The sequence below is a fragment of the Microbacterium sp. F01 genome (assembly GCF_056156365.1).
This window is the reverse complement of sequence record NZ_CM149592.1, coordinates 3383091-3398726: the sequence shown is the minus strand read 5'-3', so window position 1 is coordinate 3398726 and position 15636 is coordinate 3383091. Positions and strand designations below refer to the sequence as shown.

The window sequence follows — 15636 nt, the reverse complement described above, 5'->3', positions numbered from 1 at the left end:
CGGCCGACCCCGTTCACGAGAAAGCGTCATGTCAACTACGACCTTCACCCCTCGCACCGTTCGCCTGGACGACTCGCGACCTCCGCAGACCGTGCCCGCCATGAGCAATCAGATCGACCGGCACCCCCGGATCCGGCTGAACAGTCGCTGGATCGAGGTCGAGGGCTCGCCCGCGATCCCGGTGACCGGCGAGCTGCACTTCAGCCGAATCCCGCACGAGCGGTGGGAGGAGACGCTGCGCCTGATGGTGTCGTCGGGCCTGACGTCGGTGTCGACCTACCTGTTCTGGATCCACCACGAACCCGAACGCGGCGCCCTCTCGTTCGATGGCGACCTCGACATCGCGCGATTCCTCGAGACCGCCGAACGTGTCGGCGTCGACGTGATCATCCGCATCGGGCCGTGGTGCCACGGCGAGGTGCGCAACGGCGGACTGCCGGACTGGGTGGTCGATGCCGCGCCCGGCGCGCGCACGAACGACCCGGACTACCTGGCGCTCGCCGCCGGCTGGTACGCCGCCGTCGCCGACCAGGTCGCGCGGTTCTGTCGTCCCGACGGCCGAGTCATCGGCATCCAGATCGAGAACGAGCTCTACGACCAGCCCGACCACATCGCGACACTCAAACAGCTCGCGCGTGACGCGGGTCTCTCGGCCCCGCTGTGGACGGCCACCGGCTGGGGCGGCGCGATCCTTCCCCCTCACGAGGTGTTCCCGCTGTACAGCGGTTACGCGGACGGATTCTGGGCCGGACAGGGCTCGACGTGGGATGACAGCTTCCGCGACCACTTCCGTTTCACGCACGAGTGGGACGACCCTGGCGTGGGTGGCGACTTCCGTGAGGAAGGAATCGAGATCGTCGTGCGCGCCGTTGATCCGGAGTTCCCGCCGGCCACGTGCGAGCTCGGCGGCGGCATGGCCACCGCGTATCACCGCCGGCCGATCGCGCGGGGCCGTGATATCGCCGCACTTGCGAACGTGAAAATCGGCAACGGATCTGCGTGGCAGGGCTTCTACATGTACGCCGGCGGGATCAATCCCGCCGACAATCTGCAGGAGACGCACGCCACCGAGTACCCCAACGACCTGCCTCGGTTCGACTACGACTTCCAGGCCGCAATCGGCGCGACGGGTCGTCCAGGGGCAAGCCTCGGACTCCTCCGCGACCACAACGCGTTCCTCTCCGCTTTCGGTGGTCGTCTCGCCGACATGTACAGCTCGCTGCCCGACGATGCGCCGGTCGACATCCACGACCTGGAATCGCTGCGCTGGGCGGTCCGCACGGACGGCGACAGCGGGTTCCTCTTCATCAACACCCATCAGCCGCACGAGCCGCTCGCCGGCAGCCCCGGGGTCCAATTCCGGATCCCCCTCGGCGGTGGCGACGTCATCGTGCCCGATCGGCCGACCGACATCCCCAGCGGCCTCATCGCGCGCTGGCCGCTTCGTCTCGAGATCGCCGGCGCGCGAATCGAGTGGGCGACGGCATCTGTCGCAGGGGTCGTCGACGGTGCCATCCCCACCCTCGTGCTGCGCGCGCACGATGCTGTTCCCGCCCGTATCCGATTCGCGGCCGGGTCGCGGGTTGTCACGGCGCACACGGAGACCATCGCGGACGAACCGTTCGACCTCGTTCCGGGGGAGTCGGTTCTCGTCGACGATGCCTTGCGCGTCCTTGTGGTCGACGAGAAGCAGGCGGAACGACTCTGGTACCTGGGTGAAGACCTCATCGAATCCCCGGACGCCGTCTGGCGCGAGCCTAGCGGGCTCGTTCTCCGCGCCGAGCACCGCCCCACCGCTACCCGATGGACCGGCGATCGCTTCGCACCGCTCGAGGTCGAAACGGCGTCCCTCCCCAGAACCCGGAGGGTCGATCTCGTGAGCCTCCGCGCAGCGGGCGAAGCGCCGCACCGCTACGGCGAGTTCATGGGTCGATCTTCGGCGCCCACGGATGCTCAGATCGACCAGGTCGCAGCGGTCTGGAAAGTCGTTCTGCCCGCCCCGGGGGCGCTCAACGCCGGCGACCTCGTCGAACTCGTTATCGACTGGGAGGGGGATGTCGCTCAGCTTCGCGTCGACGGCGTCCCGATCCGGGACAAGTTCTGGGATGGTCTGCAGTGGCGCGTCGACGTCACGAATCTCAACCCCTCGGTCGAGTTGACTCTGCACATCGCGCCGATCACGTCCGAGAGCATCATCGACCTCGACGCGGCCGCCCGCGCGCGCGTCGATGCTACCGGCCGGTTGTGTGCGGTTGACAATGTCGAGCACGTCGTGTCGACGCGGTGGGTCGAGACTCCGCGCTGAGTCCGCGCACAGGAGATGAGGGCGCCGGTCGGGTTCGACCGGCGCCCTCATCGCGTTCACCCGCGTCAGCGCCGGGTGATCGACGGGATCGTGATCAGCGGGGCGGGGTTGTGGACGCCGTTCGGCCGGAAGGACAACTCGCCGGCCAAACCGAGGTAGTCGGCAAGCAGCCACACGATACTGAGCCACATCTCGGTCCCCTGAAGACCCGGCACCGCGTCTGTCCCTCCGGAGCGAGGCGCGAAAGCGAAGCCCTGCCCCGGGACCCAGTTGTCCAGTGCGTTGTCGAGCTGCCCACGTGCCCATCCTTCCCCTTCCGCGCGACGATGCGACGTCTGCTTCGCCGAGAGCCAAAGAGGATGAACGATGTCAAGGATGTTGCACGCCGTGTACCCGGGCCCCGTGGCGAGGAACGGGTCCTTCGTGTGCTCGAGGACGGTGTCGATCGTCTGCGTCGGGTACGGAAGCGGCAGACCGAACTGCGCGTATGTGCCGCGTGTGAGCCGATAGAACCCGTTGACCGCCTGGAGCCAGGGTTGCTCGACCTGGCGGGACCCCCACAGTCCGCTGTCGCGGTCCGCCCTCGCGGTGAGCCAGCCAGTGAGGCTGTACAGCGGGCCGACTCCGCCGTCGTCGAATCGATCCGCGAAGTCGAGCATGTTGAAGGCGCAGGCGGTGCCGATCGCATCGACTGCCGCGCCGGAAGCCCAAGCCTGCGTGCCCCAGTCTCGTGACTCGAGCAGTCCCGTCAGCTGGCGATCGGACAGCGAATGCACGATTGAGATCGGGTGCGGGAAGCTTCTGCCGAGCTGCTTCAAGGCGTAGCCGACGCTGAGGATGTGATAGCTCGCGCTCCCGTCGAACGGCGCGTCCTCGAGCACGTACTGAGGGGGATTCTCCAGCCCGCGATCGGAGATGTCGCCGTCGGGGATCAGTCCTGTGCCAGGATCCTGCAGGGCGGTGAGGCGTCGCGCAAGGTCGTCGGCGTCGAACCCCGGGGGGACCTCGCCGAGCAGCATCTGGGACAGTTCGATGGCGTCGCACCACGGCCGGATCGCGGGGGCGAGGCGGCCGCCGGCAGCAAGTGGGCGGTCAACGAAGCGTCCCTCGTCGAAGCAGCGTGCGAGGAGCTCTTCGGTCTGCGGGTGAAGTGCGGTCGCGAAGGCGGAGAGTCGAGGCTCGAGCGCACGCACAGGCGCGGAAGTGGTCTCGGCCCGGCGATCACGGATCTGGCGTGCGGGGTTGCCTGCGACGACCGCCCAGTCGGCGACATCTTTCGTCACGATCGCTCCTGCCGCGATCACGACATGACTTCCGATGCTCACGCCGTCGAGAATCGTCGCGTTGGAGCCGATCCAGACGTCGTCGCCGATCGTGATGCCCTTGCTGAAGATGCCCTGGGTGAAGACCGGGGCATCGATCGACATGCGATGGTTGAAGCCGAGGATCGACGTGTGCGCTCCGATGCGCACGCCGTCGCCCATCCGGATCTCGCCGCGGATCACGGCGAACGGATTCACCGAGCAGTCCGACCCGAACGTCAGGTCCCCTGTCAGGTAGGCCAGCGCCGCAACGTAGGTCCGGTCTCCCACTGCCAGTTGATCGCAGTAGACGGCCGCATTGGGGGCGATGAAGACGTCGGTGCCGATGGTGGCGCCGTCCCGGGAGAGCCGGCTTTGCCGTTCTCGCTGACGACCAGCCTCCTCAGAGTCGGTCTCATACTCCCAGGGGAGGAAGTCGACACGGCGGACAGATGCATCTTCGGACTGTTCCACGCCCCAACGCTAGCCAGCGTTCTCTTTCAGAGGAATGGAAGGCACCTCGGAATACATGGACGATCCGCTCGATCGCGGGTATGTCCAGGAACGTCGCCGAATGCTCCATTCTGTGACGACCGTTCGCTGGGTACGGTGGCGGAAGCGGTCATGGGCGACCGCACGAGAGGATGACATGTCGAGCAGTGGCACGCGGCTTCGCGCTGCGCTGTCCATGGATTCTGGTCTTGAGACGCGGATCTTCAGCGTCCCGCAGCGCGATCGACTTGAGAGCCACCTCGACTTCGGGGTGTCAGGGTGGGACGCGGCCGAGGTCGATGTGCTCATCACAGGGTGGGGTGCCGCGGCGATCACGGAGGGGGACCTCGACCGGATGTCGTCGCTGCGCGCGGTGTTCCACTCGGGCGGGACTGTCAAGGACTTCCTCACCCCGCAGACGTGGGATCGCGGCATCCTGGTGACGACGGCCGGCGCATTGAACGCCCTGCCGGTTGCCGAGTACACGCTCGGGGCCATCCTGTTCGCCGGCAAGGACGTCCTGCAGATCGCCGCCGAGTATGCGCTCAACCCTGGGATCGATCGCGAGGGGGCTCGATTCGCCGAGATCGGGAACTACGGTCGCACAGTGGGGATCGTCGGCGCGTCTCAGATCGGTCGACGGGTGATCGAGCTGCTCCAGCCGTTCGATTTCTCCATCCAGGTCTACGATCCGTTCCTCGCCGACGACGATGCGCAGCGGCTCGGTGTGACTCCCGTTGATCTCTCGGTGCTGTTTCGGACGAGTGACATCGTGACCGTGCACGCCCCTCTTCTGCCGAGTACGACCGGCATGATCTCGACCTCCCTGCTGGAGTCGATGCCTGCCGGAGCAACGTTCATCAACACCGCCCGCGGTGGCCTCGTCGACCAGAGCGCACTGGTGCGGGCGCTTCAGGACGGGCGGATCAGGGCGGTCCTCGATGTGACCGATCCCGAACCATTGCCGGCCGGCCACGTGCTCTACTCGCTTCCCAACGTGCTGCTCACGCCGCACCTGGCCGGCGCGCGCGGCAACGAGTTGCGCCGCCTGGGCGAATCCGTCGTGCGGGAAGTCGAGGCTTTCGCCTCGGGCAAGCCCCCGCTCCATCCCCTGACTATCGAACAGCTGGCCGCGTCCGCGTGAGCCGAACCGAGAGTAGCCGTGAGCATGACGAAGGTTCTTATCGTGTCCGGCGCAGGCGCGTACAGCGACCCTTGGCATCCGTTCCCCGACACGACTGAAGCGTTGCTCGGCATCCTCTCGGCGCGCTACGAGGTGACGGTGACCACCGATGTCGCGGACGCGCTGACCACTCTGGATGCGGGGGAGTGGGACCTCGTGGTGCTGAACTTTGGCAGCGCGGCGAAGGAGGTCCCGACGGACGCGGCCTGTGTCGACGGGGTGAGTGGCTATCTCGCGGCCGGCGGAGCGCTGCTCGCATCGCACGTCGTCGCGACTGCTTTCCCCGCGGACCCTCGGTGGGAGGACATCCTCGGCGGCCGGTGGGTCCGCGGCACAACCATGCACCCGCCGAAAAGCGACGCTCGGATCGCGATCCTCGCGGCCGAGCACCCTGTGCTTCGAGGCATCGCCGACTTCACGCTCCACGACGAGCGGTACAGCTACCTTCGCGTCGCGGACGACAGCGTCATTCTCGCCACACACGAGCACGATTCGCTGGTGCACCCAGTCATCTGGACACACGAATGGGCCGCGGCGCGCGTCGTCTACGACGGCCTCGGGCACGACGCGCAGTCGTACCAGTCAGCAGAGCATCGGACGCTGGTGCTGAACGCTGCCGAGTGGCTCGTCGCACCGTCCGACGGACGGGACGCCACCGATGACAGCTGACGGCCCCATCCCGCCGATCGGGACCACGTTCAACGAATCCTCGGTGTTCCTGGACGAGGTGACCATGCGGCCCACCCGGCGGCTCACGACCTCACGCGACCGCAACCAGACGCCGACGATGGAAGAAGACACCCGTGCGCAGTGATACCCCGATCCCTCCGATCGGAACCACATTCAATGAATCGACCGTGTTCCCGGACGAAGTCACCGGCCGGCCCACGCGGAGACTGACCCAGTACCGCGACCGCAATCAGACTCCGACCTACCACCTAAACAACGGATTCTCCGCCGACGGACGATATTTCGCCCTGATGACGCGCAACTACGACGGCGGCTCCGCGATCCTCCGTGCCGACACTTCGACCGGCGACATCACGGTCGTCGACCGCACTGAGCCGAATGATGAGCACCACTTCGTCGAAGGCAACGACATGACATTGTGGCAGCAGGCGGGGCTGATCGTGACGAAGAAGGAAGAGACCTCGCTCCTTGCTTACGACGTCGAGACGCTCGACAAGCGTGTGGTCATCGAGAGGTTCGAGGACGACTACTTCTACGGGCACCCGGCAGGATCAGCAGATGGTCGGCATCTCTACATCGCGAAGCACCACCTGCCCAAGGACGAGTCCACCCACACGGTCTACCTGCGTATCGACATGGCCACGGGCGAGGTGGAGGAGATCTTCCGCGATGAGGGATCGGCCAACGTGCATATCCTCGCCCACCCGACGAACCCCGATCTGATCCTTTTCGACCGGAATCGCTCGCCGCGATGGCACGGAGGCGGTGACGGCGTGATGACCCGCGCGTGGCTGCTCGACGCACGCAGCGGCGCCGTGACGGAGTTCCGGCCTCGGAACTCGAACAACTTCCAGATCCACACGAACTGGAGCGCCGACGGGCAGTTCGTGTACTACCACGGCACGTCCGGCAATTCTGATCAGCTGCCCCCCGATCAGAAGCGCGGACTGCTCTATGACTTCACCGATCGCGACTGGTTGCTGGGTATGCGTGGTATCGATCACTACATCGGCGTCTCGGATCTCCGAGGCAATGTGGTGTGGGAGTCGGACTACTCCTTCTTCCACTACGGTCACGTGGGCTCGCACGCTACGCAACAGGCGATCGTCATCGACGGTCTGCTCACGCCTGACCTTCTCATTGCTGTCCGCTGGCAGGAGCTGGATTCGCTCGGGACGCCACGGATCGAGATCCTCGGGCGCCATGGGACCTACTGGCACGACGGTCAGCACTTCGACCCGCATCCGATCATGTCGCGGGACGGGAAGTACCTCAGTTACAACCGCGGCGACGTCGATGGGCGTTCGGACGTGTACCTCCTGCAGCTCGAGGCGTGATGCGCACGTGTAAAGCTATCCACCTATTTGACAGGTGGCGCGGATGAGTCGAGACTAGAAGGGCGACGCTCCCGCGTCGGCACGCGCGGATCACGAGGAGAGAAATGACGACCGACGCCCCCTTGCAGTACTTCGAACCCATCGACGTCTCGCCCGGCTCACACCGCCCCGCTGTCAATCCGTTCGAGATCCTCGAGTTCGAGCTTCTCGTCCTGGGAGCCGGCGAGCGCCACGACGTCGAAGCCGTCGGACGCGAAGTCGCGTTCGTCGTCCTCACGGGCTCGACCGACATCGTGGTCGACACGCAGCGCTTCGATGCTGTCGGAGGCCGATCGAGCGTGTTCGACGGCCCCCCCGACAGCGTCTATGCGCCAGCGGGATCCACCACAACGATCACCAGCATCGACGGCGCGGAAGTGGCCGTCTGCTCTGCGCGCGTCGATGCCAAGGTCGACGCATCGTTCGAGCCCTATCGGGTATCGCCGACCGAGGTCGCGCAGGGCGCGTGGGGCGCGGGAAACACGACCAGGACGTATGACTTCGTGATCGACGGAACGCGGCCGAGTCGGAGCCTCTTTCTCGCGGAAGTCACCGTACGGGACGGGAACTGGGCGACCTATCCGCCCCACAAGCACGAGGAAAGCCCGGACCCGGCACAGGAGATCTTCCAGGAGGAGTTCTACTTCTACCGTGTCGATCCCGCGCAGGGCTTCGGGTTCGCCGGACTCTACGGTGGGCAGGTCGAAGCGGAGAACGCATTCGTGATCCGCAACAACACCCTGCACAAGATCCCGTTCGGATACCACACGCTGACGGCGGCTCCGGGCTACACGGTGTGGTACCTCGCGGCGTATGCCGGGCGCGCCAAGAGCGCGCAGCCGTTCATGGATCCCGCTCACCGCTGGCTCGCGCCCGGTGCACCGGCGCCCGCACCGACTGAGGACGACGAGTGAGTGGCACGGCGCACCTCGAGGAGGCCGCGTTCATCGAGACGATCCGGCGCGAGCTGTTCAGCGCCGTCATCGGTGATGTGCTCGATGTCGCCGGCTACCGCAATCAATTCCTACCCCCGACGATCCGACCATTCGATGCGACGATGAAGGTGGTCGGACGCGCGATGACCGTCCTCGAGGAAGACATCGAACCGGGCCAGGCGGATGCCGCAGACCATCGTCCCTTCGGTCTGATGATGGAGGCACTCGACGACTTGAAGCCCGGCGAAATCTACGTCTGCACCGGATCACGGGGTGACTACGCGCTCTTCGGCGGACTCATGGCCCGACGGGCCATGCATCTGGGTGCTGCGGGCGCGGTGCTCGACGGCTACAGCCGCGACTCGAGCGAGCTGCAGGAACTCGACTTCCCTCTCTTCAGCGCGGGTCGCTACGCACAGGATCAGGGCGTGCGGGGACACGTCGTCGCCTTCCGATGCCCCATCGAGTTCGCCAACGGCGCGCGTGTCGAGCCGGGTGACATCCTGTTCGGAGACGTCGACGGCGTCGTCGCGATCCCCCGGCACTGCGAGCGGGAGATCGTCGACGCGGCCCTCGCCAAGGTGCACGGCGAGACTCGCGTGCGCGAGGACCTGCTCAAGGGCGTGAGCGCGCAGGACGTGTTCCGCGTGCACGGCATCCTCTGACGGGGAGGCAAAAAGACACTGCCCCCGCGCTCGTGAAGCGCGGGGGCAGTGTCTGCTGCAGTCGGGCGGTCAGATGACGTCGATCTCACTGACGGCGGCCATGAGGCGCAGCAGGCTACCCGTGCCGTAGGTGGTCTCGCCGAGGACCGAGCGCTTGTGGCTCTCCCAGCCGCCCGGACCGGCCGGCTTCTGAGAACCCAGGAGGTGACCACCCGCATCGATCCACGTGATGATCTCGTTCCACGAGCGCCCGACAGACGAAGCGGCCGACTCCTCGAGGAAGCCAGCGGCCACTCCGCCGGCGACGCCTGTCGCGATCATGGTGGGTCCGCTCGTCTCGAGGTGCGACTCGGGATTCTCGGGCACGATGCGCCAGAGGCCGGACGGGTGCTGAAGCCGCAGCAGCCCGGTCGCGAGCGAGCGGTAGATCTCGAGGAGCTCGGACCATCCCGGCGTCGAGGGCGGGCAGTCCCGCAGCACATCGATGAACGCCATGATGACCCAGCCGTTGCCGCGCGACCAGAACCAGTCGGTGCGCCGGAGCGTCTCGACGTTTGCGTCGTGGAAGAACAGCCCCGTACGCTCGTCGCGCAGGTACTCGGCATGCAGGAGGCACTGCTTCACGGCTTCGTCCGCGTAGCGCTGGTTCCCCGTTGCTGCGTACGCGCGAGCGAGCGGTGACGCCGCGTAATAGAGAGTGTCCACCCAGGGGCTGCGCACGTACTCGCTGTGCGCGATCACACCGTTGCCGATGCGCACGCTGCCGTCGATGATGTGATCCGCGATCTGCGTGATGAGCGCTGAAAGCTCCGGCTGATCGAACCCCAGGCGCTGCGCTTCTGTGAGCACGGACAGGACGCCCCACTCGCCGCAGTACGACGTGAGGACGATACCGCGGTGCGGAACTCCGCTGAGCTGGATCTTCGAGCCGTCGGGGTCGGGATTGTCGAACGAGACTGGGACAGCGACGTGGTAATCGACCCACGTATGGGCCCAATCGAGAAGGCGCTGGTCTTCCAGTGCACCGCCCGCAAGCAGCGCGCCCAGCGGCAGAAGCACGTCCTCCCAGCCGGAATTCACCGTCGCCACATCGCGCGCGACGACGTCGTCGCGGAAGGCGCTCACCGCGCTTTCGTACCTCTTGTTCGTGAAGCTCACGAGACTCTCGTTCCTCTCCTCGCGGCTGCGCCGCTGTGATCGTTGATGCCGGGCATGGCCACAGCTTCCGAATTCTTGAAGCCTAACTTACTATATGACAGGTTCGTTTGGCGAGAACCTATCTGCCTATCAGGCAGGATGGCTATCTGGATGTAGAATGGGAGCCGTCGAGCGGAGGCAAGATGAGTGCGATCATCCGTCGCAGCCTGTCTGATCAGGTAGCAGATCAGATCCTGAACCACATCGAGACGGCTGGCCTCGGCCCGGGCGACCGTCTGCCGGCCGAGGGGCGTCTCGCCGATCAGTACGGCGTGAGTAGGCCCGTCGTGCGGGAAGCCATGCGCTCGCTCCAGGCGAAAGGCGTGACCGAAACGGTCAACGGGAAGAGCGCCGTCGTTCGGCAGCCGGACGCGGCGGGGCTCGAGTTCTACTTCGCCTGGGGCTCGCGACTGCGGCCCAGTGACGGTCTCATCGAGCTCATGGAGGTCCGACGCGGTATCGAGATGCAGGCCGCGTTCCTTGCCGCTACCCGTCGAACCGATGACGAGGCTGGGGATCTCCAGCGGATCGTCGAGGAGATGGCCCAGCACGTCGACGATCCCGACGCTTACGCCGAGCTCGACCTGCAGTTCCATCTGGTCGTGGCTCGGGCGAGCCGCAATCAGACGATTCAGTTCCTCGTCGAATCCATCCGCAGCGTTCTGAGGGACAGCATCGTCGAGGGCCTCAAGGTACGCCAATCACGGGCCGAGACCGAACAAGTGCAGCGGTTGCACGAGGACATCGCGCGGGACCTCGTTCTCGGTGACTCCGACGCGGCGATGCGTTCGATGCAGAGCCACTTCGATGATGCGGTGACGGCAATGGTGCGCCGATCCGGCGGCTCAGCAGCGGGTGTCGCGTGAGTCTGGATTCCTTCTCCCTCCAGGGTCGCGTTGCACTGGTCACCGGTGCGCGCTCCGGCATCGGTCAAGCGCTCGCGATCGCCCTGGCCGGAGCGGGCGCGGACATCGTCGGCGTCGGCCGCAATCCGAGTCCGGAGACGGCCGAAGCGGTGCGCTCTGCGGGGCGCCGTTTCGTCGACCTGGCGGTCGACCTTGCGGGGCTCGACGATGCGGGCGCAGCGGGACTCATGAGCCGGGCACGTGACGAAGTCGGTCGCGTCGACGTTCTGGTGAATAACGCCGGGCAGATCCATCGAGCCCCCGCCATCGACGCGGACTTCACCACTTGGAATCACGTGCTTGGCCTGAATCTGACGGTGCCGTTCCTCCTCGCGCAGGCGTTCGCGCGCACCATCGTCGAGGATCAGGGTCGTGCGTCGAACGCCAAGATCATCAACGTCGCTTCGTTGCTGAGCTTTCAAGGTGGCATCAACACCGCGAGCTACACCGCGAGCAAAAGCGGACTCGTCGGGCTCACGCACCTGCTCTGCAACGAATGGGCACCGCGCCGCATCAATGTCAACGCCATCGCCCCCGGCTACATCGACACGGATGCTACGGCAGCGCTGCGTTCGGATCCCGATCGATCGACGCAGATCCTGGAACGCATCCCCGCCGGGCGCTGGGGGCGCCCAGAGGATCTCGCCGGAGCGGCCACCCTCCTTGCGTCGCCCGCATCCGACTACATCAATGGCATCGTCCTGCCAGTCGACGGTGGGTGGCTGGCGCGGTGACGGTGCCCGCCCCCGCATGAGTGACTGAATCCCCGGGATACCTACAGTGACCGCCTCCCCAGGAGGCGGCATCAAGTGTACCCATGCCTGTCTTACAGGTCATCGATTTGTCCATATCTCGCATCGGATCGCCCATCGTGCCTCGCCTGCTGCGGGAGTTAGCGTGAATCGAGGCTCAAGGCAGAGTCGATGACTCGGAAGCCAATCGCCTCAGACGGCTCCGCTCGACGTTTCGACCACGACGACGAGCCTGAACCACCCCGCATGACCCCGACACACACCGCGCACCGCCGTGTGTCGGGCCGAGACGAGCCGAAGAAGGCTCGGACACAGCACGAGACCAAAGGAGAAAATCGTGAAGAGATCCGCACTCGCAGCATTCGCGGTGCTTGGCGTCGCGACCATGGCACTGGCCGGCTGCACCAACGGCGCAAACGGTGGGGGAGACGCCGGGGGTGACGGCGAGCAGATCACCCTCACTGTCTGGGAATCGCTGGAAGGCCGCAAAGACTTCATCGAGCAGGCCGGCGCCGCCTACACCGAACTGCACCCGAACATCACCATCGAGTACAAGAACGTCGAACTCGGGGATGCGCCGGCGCAGATCGCCCTCGATGGGCCGGCCGGAGTGGGAGCCGACGTGTTCGCCGGTGGCAGCAACGTTGTCAGTGGTCTCGTGGCGGGTGGGCACATCCTTCCTGTCGCCGATCCTGAAGCGCTCACCGAAGCACTGCTGCCGGGCGCCATCAACAACGTGACGTACGAGGACAAGATCTGGGGCGTCCCGATCACGATGGACACGATCGCGCTTTTCTACAACAAGGCCTACGTGACGGATCCACCCAAGACCTGGGATGAGGTGCTGGACTTCTCCAAGGAGTTCGCGGCATCGAACCCCGGCAAGTACGGCATCGCCTTCGCCCCCACGGCCTACTACGCGGCACCGTTCATCTTCGAATCGCCGGACAGCCTCCTGTTCGGACCGGACGGCACCGATCCCAGCACGCCCAACATCGACACCGACGTGGCGGCCGAAGGACTGGCCGAATACCGAGAGCTTCGCCAGTATCTCGACGTCCCGTCCGACGACATCGACAGTGCGGTGAGCGACACCCTGTTCGAGAGCGGACAGTCGGCGATGTCGCTGACTGGCTCGTGGAACATCGCTCCCTTCCAGGATGCCGGCATCGATCTGGGCGTGACGACGATTCCCGCCGTGCGCGGCAGTGACACCCCCGCCGGAGCCTTCGCGAACTCGCGAACGATGTACGTCTCGGCCTACTCGAAGCACCCGGACGAGGCCCAGGACTTCGCGGCCTTCCTCGCCAGCCCGGAGATGCTGGAACTCGCGATGGAAGTGACGCACTCGATTCCCTCGGCCGACATTCCTGTCGACGACGAAGCGACCGCCGGTCTCATCGCGCAGGGCGAGTTCTCGTTCGTCTCACCCTCGATCGCCGAGGCGAACCTGTACTGGACCACGGTCGATGCAGCGGTCGCCAACATCTGGAACGGCGCGGACATCGCCACCGAGCTCGCGACTGCCGAGCAAGTCGTACTGGACCAGTGATCGACTAGATCGCCCACCGCTGTGACGTCGCGGCGAAGCGTGCCGCGACGTCACAGCGAGCAAAGGTAACAAATCATGACTGCAACGATCTCCACACGAGCGGTGGCGACGCAATCTCCCAACGGCAGCCGTCGCGACCGGAATCCCGAGGAACGCTCCGTCCGGCGCCGCGCCATGTTGTTCATGGGGCTGGCACATCTGACGGTGCTCAAACAGCGGTACAAGGGTGCAGCGTTCGCCGCGGTGGAGGTCGCGTTCCTCATCGCGTTGCCGTTCCTCATCGGCCAGATCATCGGTCTGATCACGCTCGGCAGTCCGCAGCCCGAGCTGCCGGTGACCGAGCGGGACAACTCGGTCTTCATGCTCATCGATGGCGTCATCGCCCTCGCGATCGTCGCCGTCTTCGCTGCCATCTACGGCATTTCCGTTCGCGGGGCAGTGACCGACTACCGCGCAGGGGTCCAGAACGAGCCCACGAGCGCGCGGAAGCAGCTGAATCAGATCGGCGGACGTGCATTCCCCGTCGTCGGACTCGCCCCCACCCTGATCCTCATCCTCTTCTTCGTCTTCGTTCCGCTCGTCTTCTCGGCCGCGGTAGCCTTCACGAACTTCTCGGCGCCCTTGCATCTTCCCCCGGGCAACACCGTGGACTGGGTCGGGTTGGACAACTTCGCCGAGGTGTTCGGCGGCAACCAGAACTACACCGAAGCGCTGTTCCGCGTGTTCACATGGACGGTGATCTGGGCGTTCCTGGCCGTCGCAACCTCGTACTTCGGAGGCTTCATCCTCGCCGTCTTGCTCCGCGAGACGAAGATCGTGATAAAGCCCGTCTTCCAGGCGATCTTCATCCTCCCGTACGCCGTTCCAGCCGTTGTTTCGCTCTTGGTCTGGCGCAGCATGCTCAACGGGGCTTTCGGGACGGTGAACAAGGCGCTGATGGATCTGGGCCTCATCGATCAGGCAATACCGTGGCTGACGGAACCGACGCTCGCGCGATTCAGCGTCGTCATGATCAATCTCTGGGTTTCGTTTCCCTACTTCATGCTGCTCACGATGAGCGCGATGACCGCGATCTCATCGGATGTCAACGAGGCCGCCGCGCTCGACGGTGCTACCGGATTCCAGCGCCTCCGATACATCACATTCCCGCTGGTCAACTATCAGGTCGGGCCGCTCCTGGTGATGTCGTTCGCTGCGAACTTCAACAACTTCGGCGCAATCTTCTTCCTCACCAACGGGGGGCCGAACCTGCCGGATACAACGCAGACGGGTGCAGGGGCAACCGACATTCTCGTCAGCTGGCTGTACCAGATCACCGTCGGACTGGCGGAGTACAACATCGGCTCCGTGATCGCCGTGATCATCTTCCTGGTCCTCGCGCCCTTCGCGATCCTCCAGTTCCGCCGCACCAAGGCCTTCCGAGGAGAGATGTGATGCGCCTCGACAATCTAGCCACCATCGTCTGGCGGTTCATGGTCTTCATGGGCTGCATCCTGCTGTCGATCGTCGTCCTTTGGCCGATCACATTCGTCCTCAGCAGCGCGTTCGCCCCAGGCCGGTCACCGGCGGGACTGTCCGCCGTGCCGTTCGCAAGCGGATTCACGCTGGACAACTTCGAATACCTGTTCACTCAGACGCTCTACCCGGTCTGGTTCCTGAACTCGTTCATCATCGCGGCCGCCACGACGGTGCTCACGCTGCTCATCTCCACGATCGCGGCGTACGTCTTCTCGCGATTCCGGTTCACGTTCAAGGGGTCTCTCCTGACGAGCATGATCGTGCTGCAGATCTTCCCTTCCTTCGTGGGAATGATCGCGATATATGTTCTGCTCGCACGCATCGGTGCGCTGGACAGCCTGTGGGGACTGGTGCTGGTGTACCTTGCCGGCAACCTTCCGTACAGCATCTGGCTGATCAAGAGCTACCTCGACACGATTCCGATCGCCCTGGACGAGGCGGCACGCATTGACGGCGCATCGCACTTCCGGATCTACGCGACAATCGTTCTGCCGATTGCGAAGCCCATCCTGATCTTCCTCGCCGTGACCACGTTCGCTGGGCCGTGGATGGACTTCATCTTCCCGAAGCTCATTCTTCGAAGCCCCGAGAAGCAGACCATCGCGCTCGGCCTCATCAGTTTCATGTCGGAACGCAACATCAACTTCACGGCGTTCGCCGCGGGCGCGATTATCGTGGCCATCCCGTTCATGATCTTCTTCCTGCTGACCCAGAAGTCGCTCATCGCGTCTCTCTCGGCAGGCGCGCTGAAGGAATAGGGGTCCC

The 15636-nt window shown here is 65.2% G+C and carries 14 protein-coding genes; 12 read left to right on the top strand and 2 right to left on the bottom strand.

The window, feature by feature from the left end; all coding sequences use genetic code 11:
- Window positions 1-100 precede the first annotated feature (100 nt).
- A complete protein-coding gene (locus ACVN90_RS15680) occupies window positions 101-2305 on the top strand; it encodes a beta-galactosidase (protein ID WP_475099140.1) in 2205 nt (734 codons plus the stop codon).
- A gap of 65 nt (window positions 2306-2370) precedes the next feature.
- Here ACVN90_RS15680 and ACVN90_RS15675 read toward each other — a convergent pair whose 3' ends face one another.
- On the bottom strand, window positions 2371-4080 hold the full coding sequence (locus tag ACVN90_RS15675; RefSeq protein ID WP_475099139.1) for an acyltransferase: 1710 nt from the start codon (window positions 4078-4080) through the stop codon (window positions 2371-2373).
- A gap of 34 nt (window positions 4081-4114) precedes the next feature.
- On the opposite strand from ACVN90_RS15675, the gene ACVN90_RS15670 reads away from it, so the two are divergent.
- The 6 genes from ACVN90_RS15670 to ACVN90_RS15645 all read left to right on the top strand — a co-directional run bounded on the left by ACVN90_RS15670 (window position 4115) and on the right by ACVN90_RS15645 (window position 8947).
- Window positions 4115-5242: a hydroxyacid dehydrogenase gene (locus tag ACVN90_RS15670; RefSeq protein ID WP_475099138.1), complete on the top strand. Its 1128-nt coding sequence runs from the start codon at window positions 4115-4117 to the stop codon at window positions 5240-5242.
- 24 nt (window positions 5243-5266) lie between these two features.
- Window positions 5267-5950, top strand: coding sequence for a ThuA domain-containing protein (locus tag ACVN90_RS15665; RefSeq protein WP_475099137.1), 684 nt, complete (start codon window positions 5267-5269; stop codon window positions 5948-5950).
- Window positions 5940-6095, top strand: coding sequence for a hypothetical protein (locus ACVN90_RS15660; RefSeq protein WP_475099136.1), 156 nt, complete (start codon window positions 5940-5942; stop codon window positions 6093-6095). The genes ACVN90_RS15665 and ACVN90_RS15660 overlap by 11 nt, the downstream gene beginning before the upstream one ends.
- A gap of 43 nt (window positions 6096-6138) precedes the next feature.
- Window positions 6139-7308, top strand: a complete 1170-nt coding sequence (locus ACVN90_RS15655; protein ID WP_475099135.1) for a hypothetical protein — start codon at window positions 6139-6141, stop codon at window positions 7306-7308.
- Between the two features lie 104 nt (window positions 7309-7412).
- A complete protein-coding gene (locus ACVN90_RS15650) occupies window positions 7413-8261 on the top strand; it encodes a 5-deoxy-glucuronate isomerase (RefSeq protein ID WP_475099134.1) in 849 nt (282 codons plus the stop codon).
- Window positions 8258-8947: an RraA family protein gene (locus ACVN90_RS15645; protein ID WP_475099133.1), complete on the top strand. Its 690-nt coding sequence runs from the start codon at window positions 8258-8260 to the stop codon at window positions 8945-8947. Before ACVN90_RS15650 ends, ACVN90_RS15645 begins: the two co-directional genes overlap by 4 nt.
- A 69-nt stretch (window positions 8948-9016) precedes the next feature.
- Here ACVN90_RS15645 and ACVN90_RS15640 read toward each other — a convergent pair whose 3' ends face one another.
- A complete protein-coding gene (locus ACVN90_RS15640) occupies window positions 9017-10105 on the bottom strand; it encodes a glycoside hydrolase family 88 protein (RefSeq protein ID WP_475099132.1) in 1089 nt (362 codons plus the stop codon).
- 182 nt (window positions 10106-10287) lie between these two features.
- Between ACVN90_RS15640 and ACVN90_RS15635 the strand changes: the two genes are divergently transcribed.
- The 5 genes from ACVN90_RS15635 to ACVN90_RS15615 all read left to right on the top strand — a co-directional run bounded on the left by ACVN90_RS15635 (window position 10288) and on the right by ACVN90_RS15615 (window position 15629).
- The gene (locus tag ACVN90_RS15635) at window positions 10288-11010 is read left to right on the top strand and encodes a FadR/GntR family transcriptional regulator (RefSeq protein WP_475099131.1); all 723 of its coding nucleotides are present in this window, start codon (window positions 10288-10290) and stop codon (window positions 11008-11010) included.
- Window positions 11007-11783: an SDR family oxidoreductase gene (locus ACVN90_RS15630; RefSeq protein WP_475099130.1), complete on the top strand. Its 777-nt coding sequence runs from the start codon at window positions 11007-11009 to the stop codon at window positions 11781-11783. The genes ACVN90_RS15635 and ACVN90_RS15630 overlap by 4 nt, the downstream gene beginning before the upstream one ends.
- A 355-nt stretch (window positions 11784-12138) precedes the next feature.
- Window positions 12139-13353 (top strand): sugar ABC transporter substrate-binding protein, encoded by a 1215-nt coding sequence (locus ACVN90_RS15625; protein ID WP_475099129.1) that lies wholly within the window; start codon window positions 12139-12141, stop codon window positions 13351-13353.
- 183 nt (window positions 13354-13536) lie between these two features.
- Window positions 13537-14787: a carbohydrate ABC transporter permease gene (locus ACVN90_RS15620; protein ID WP_475099128.1), complete on the top strand. Its 1251-nt coding sequence runs from the start codon at window positions 13537-13539 to the stop codon at window positions 14785-14787.
- A complete protein-coding gene (locus ACVN90_RS15615) occupies window positions 14787-15629 on the top strand; it encodes a sugar ABC transporter permease (protein WP_475099127.1) in 843 nt (280 codons plus the stop codon). Before ACVN90_RS15620 ends, ACVN90_RS15615 begins: the two co-directional genes overlap by 1 nt.
- Window positions 15630-15636: the final 7 nt, after the last annotated feature.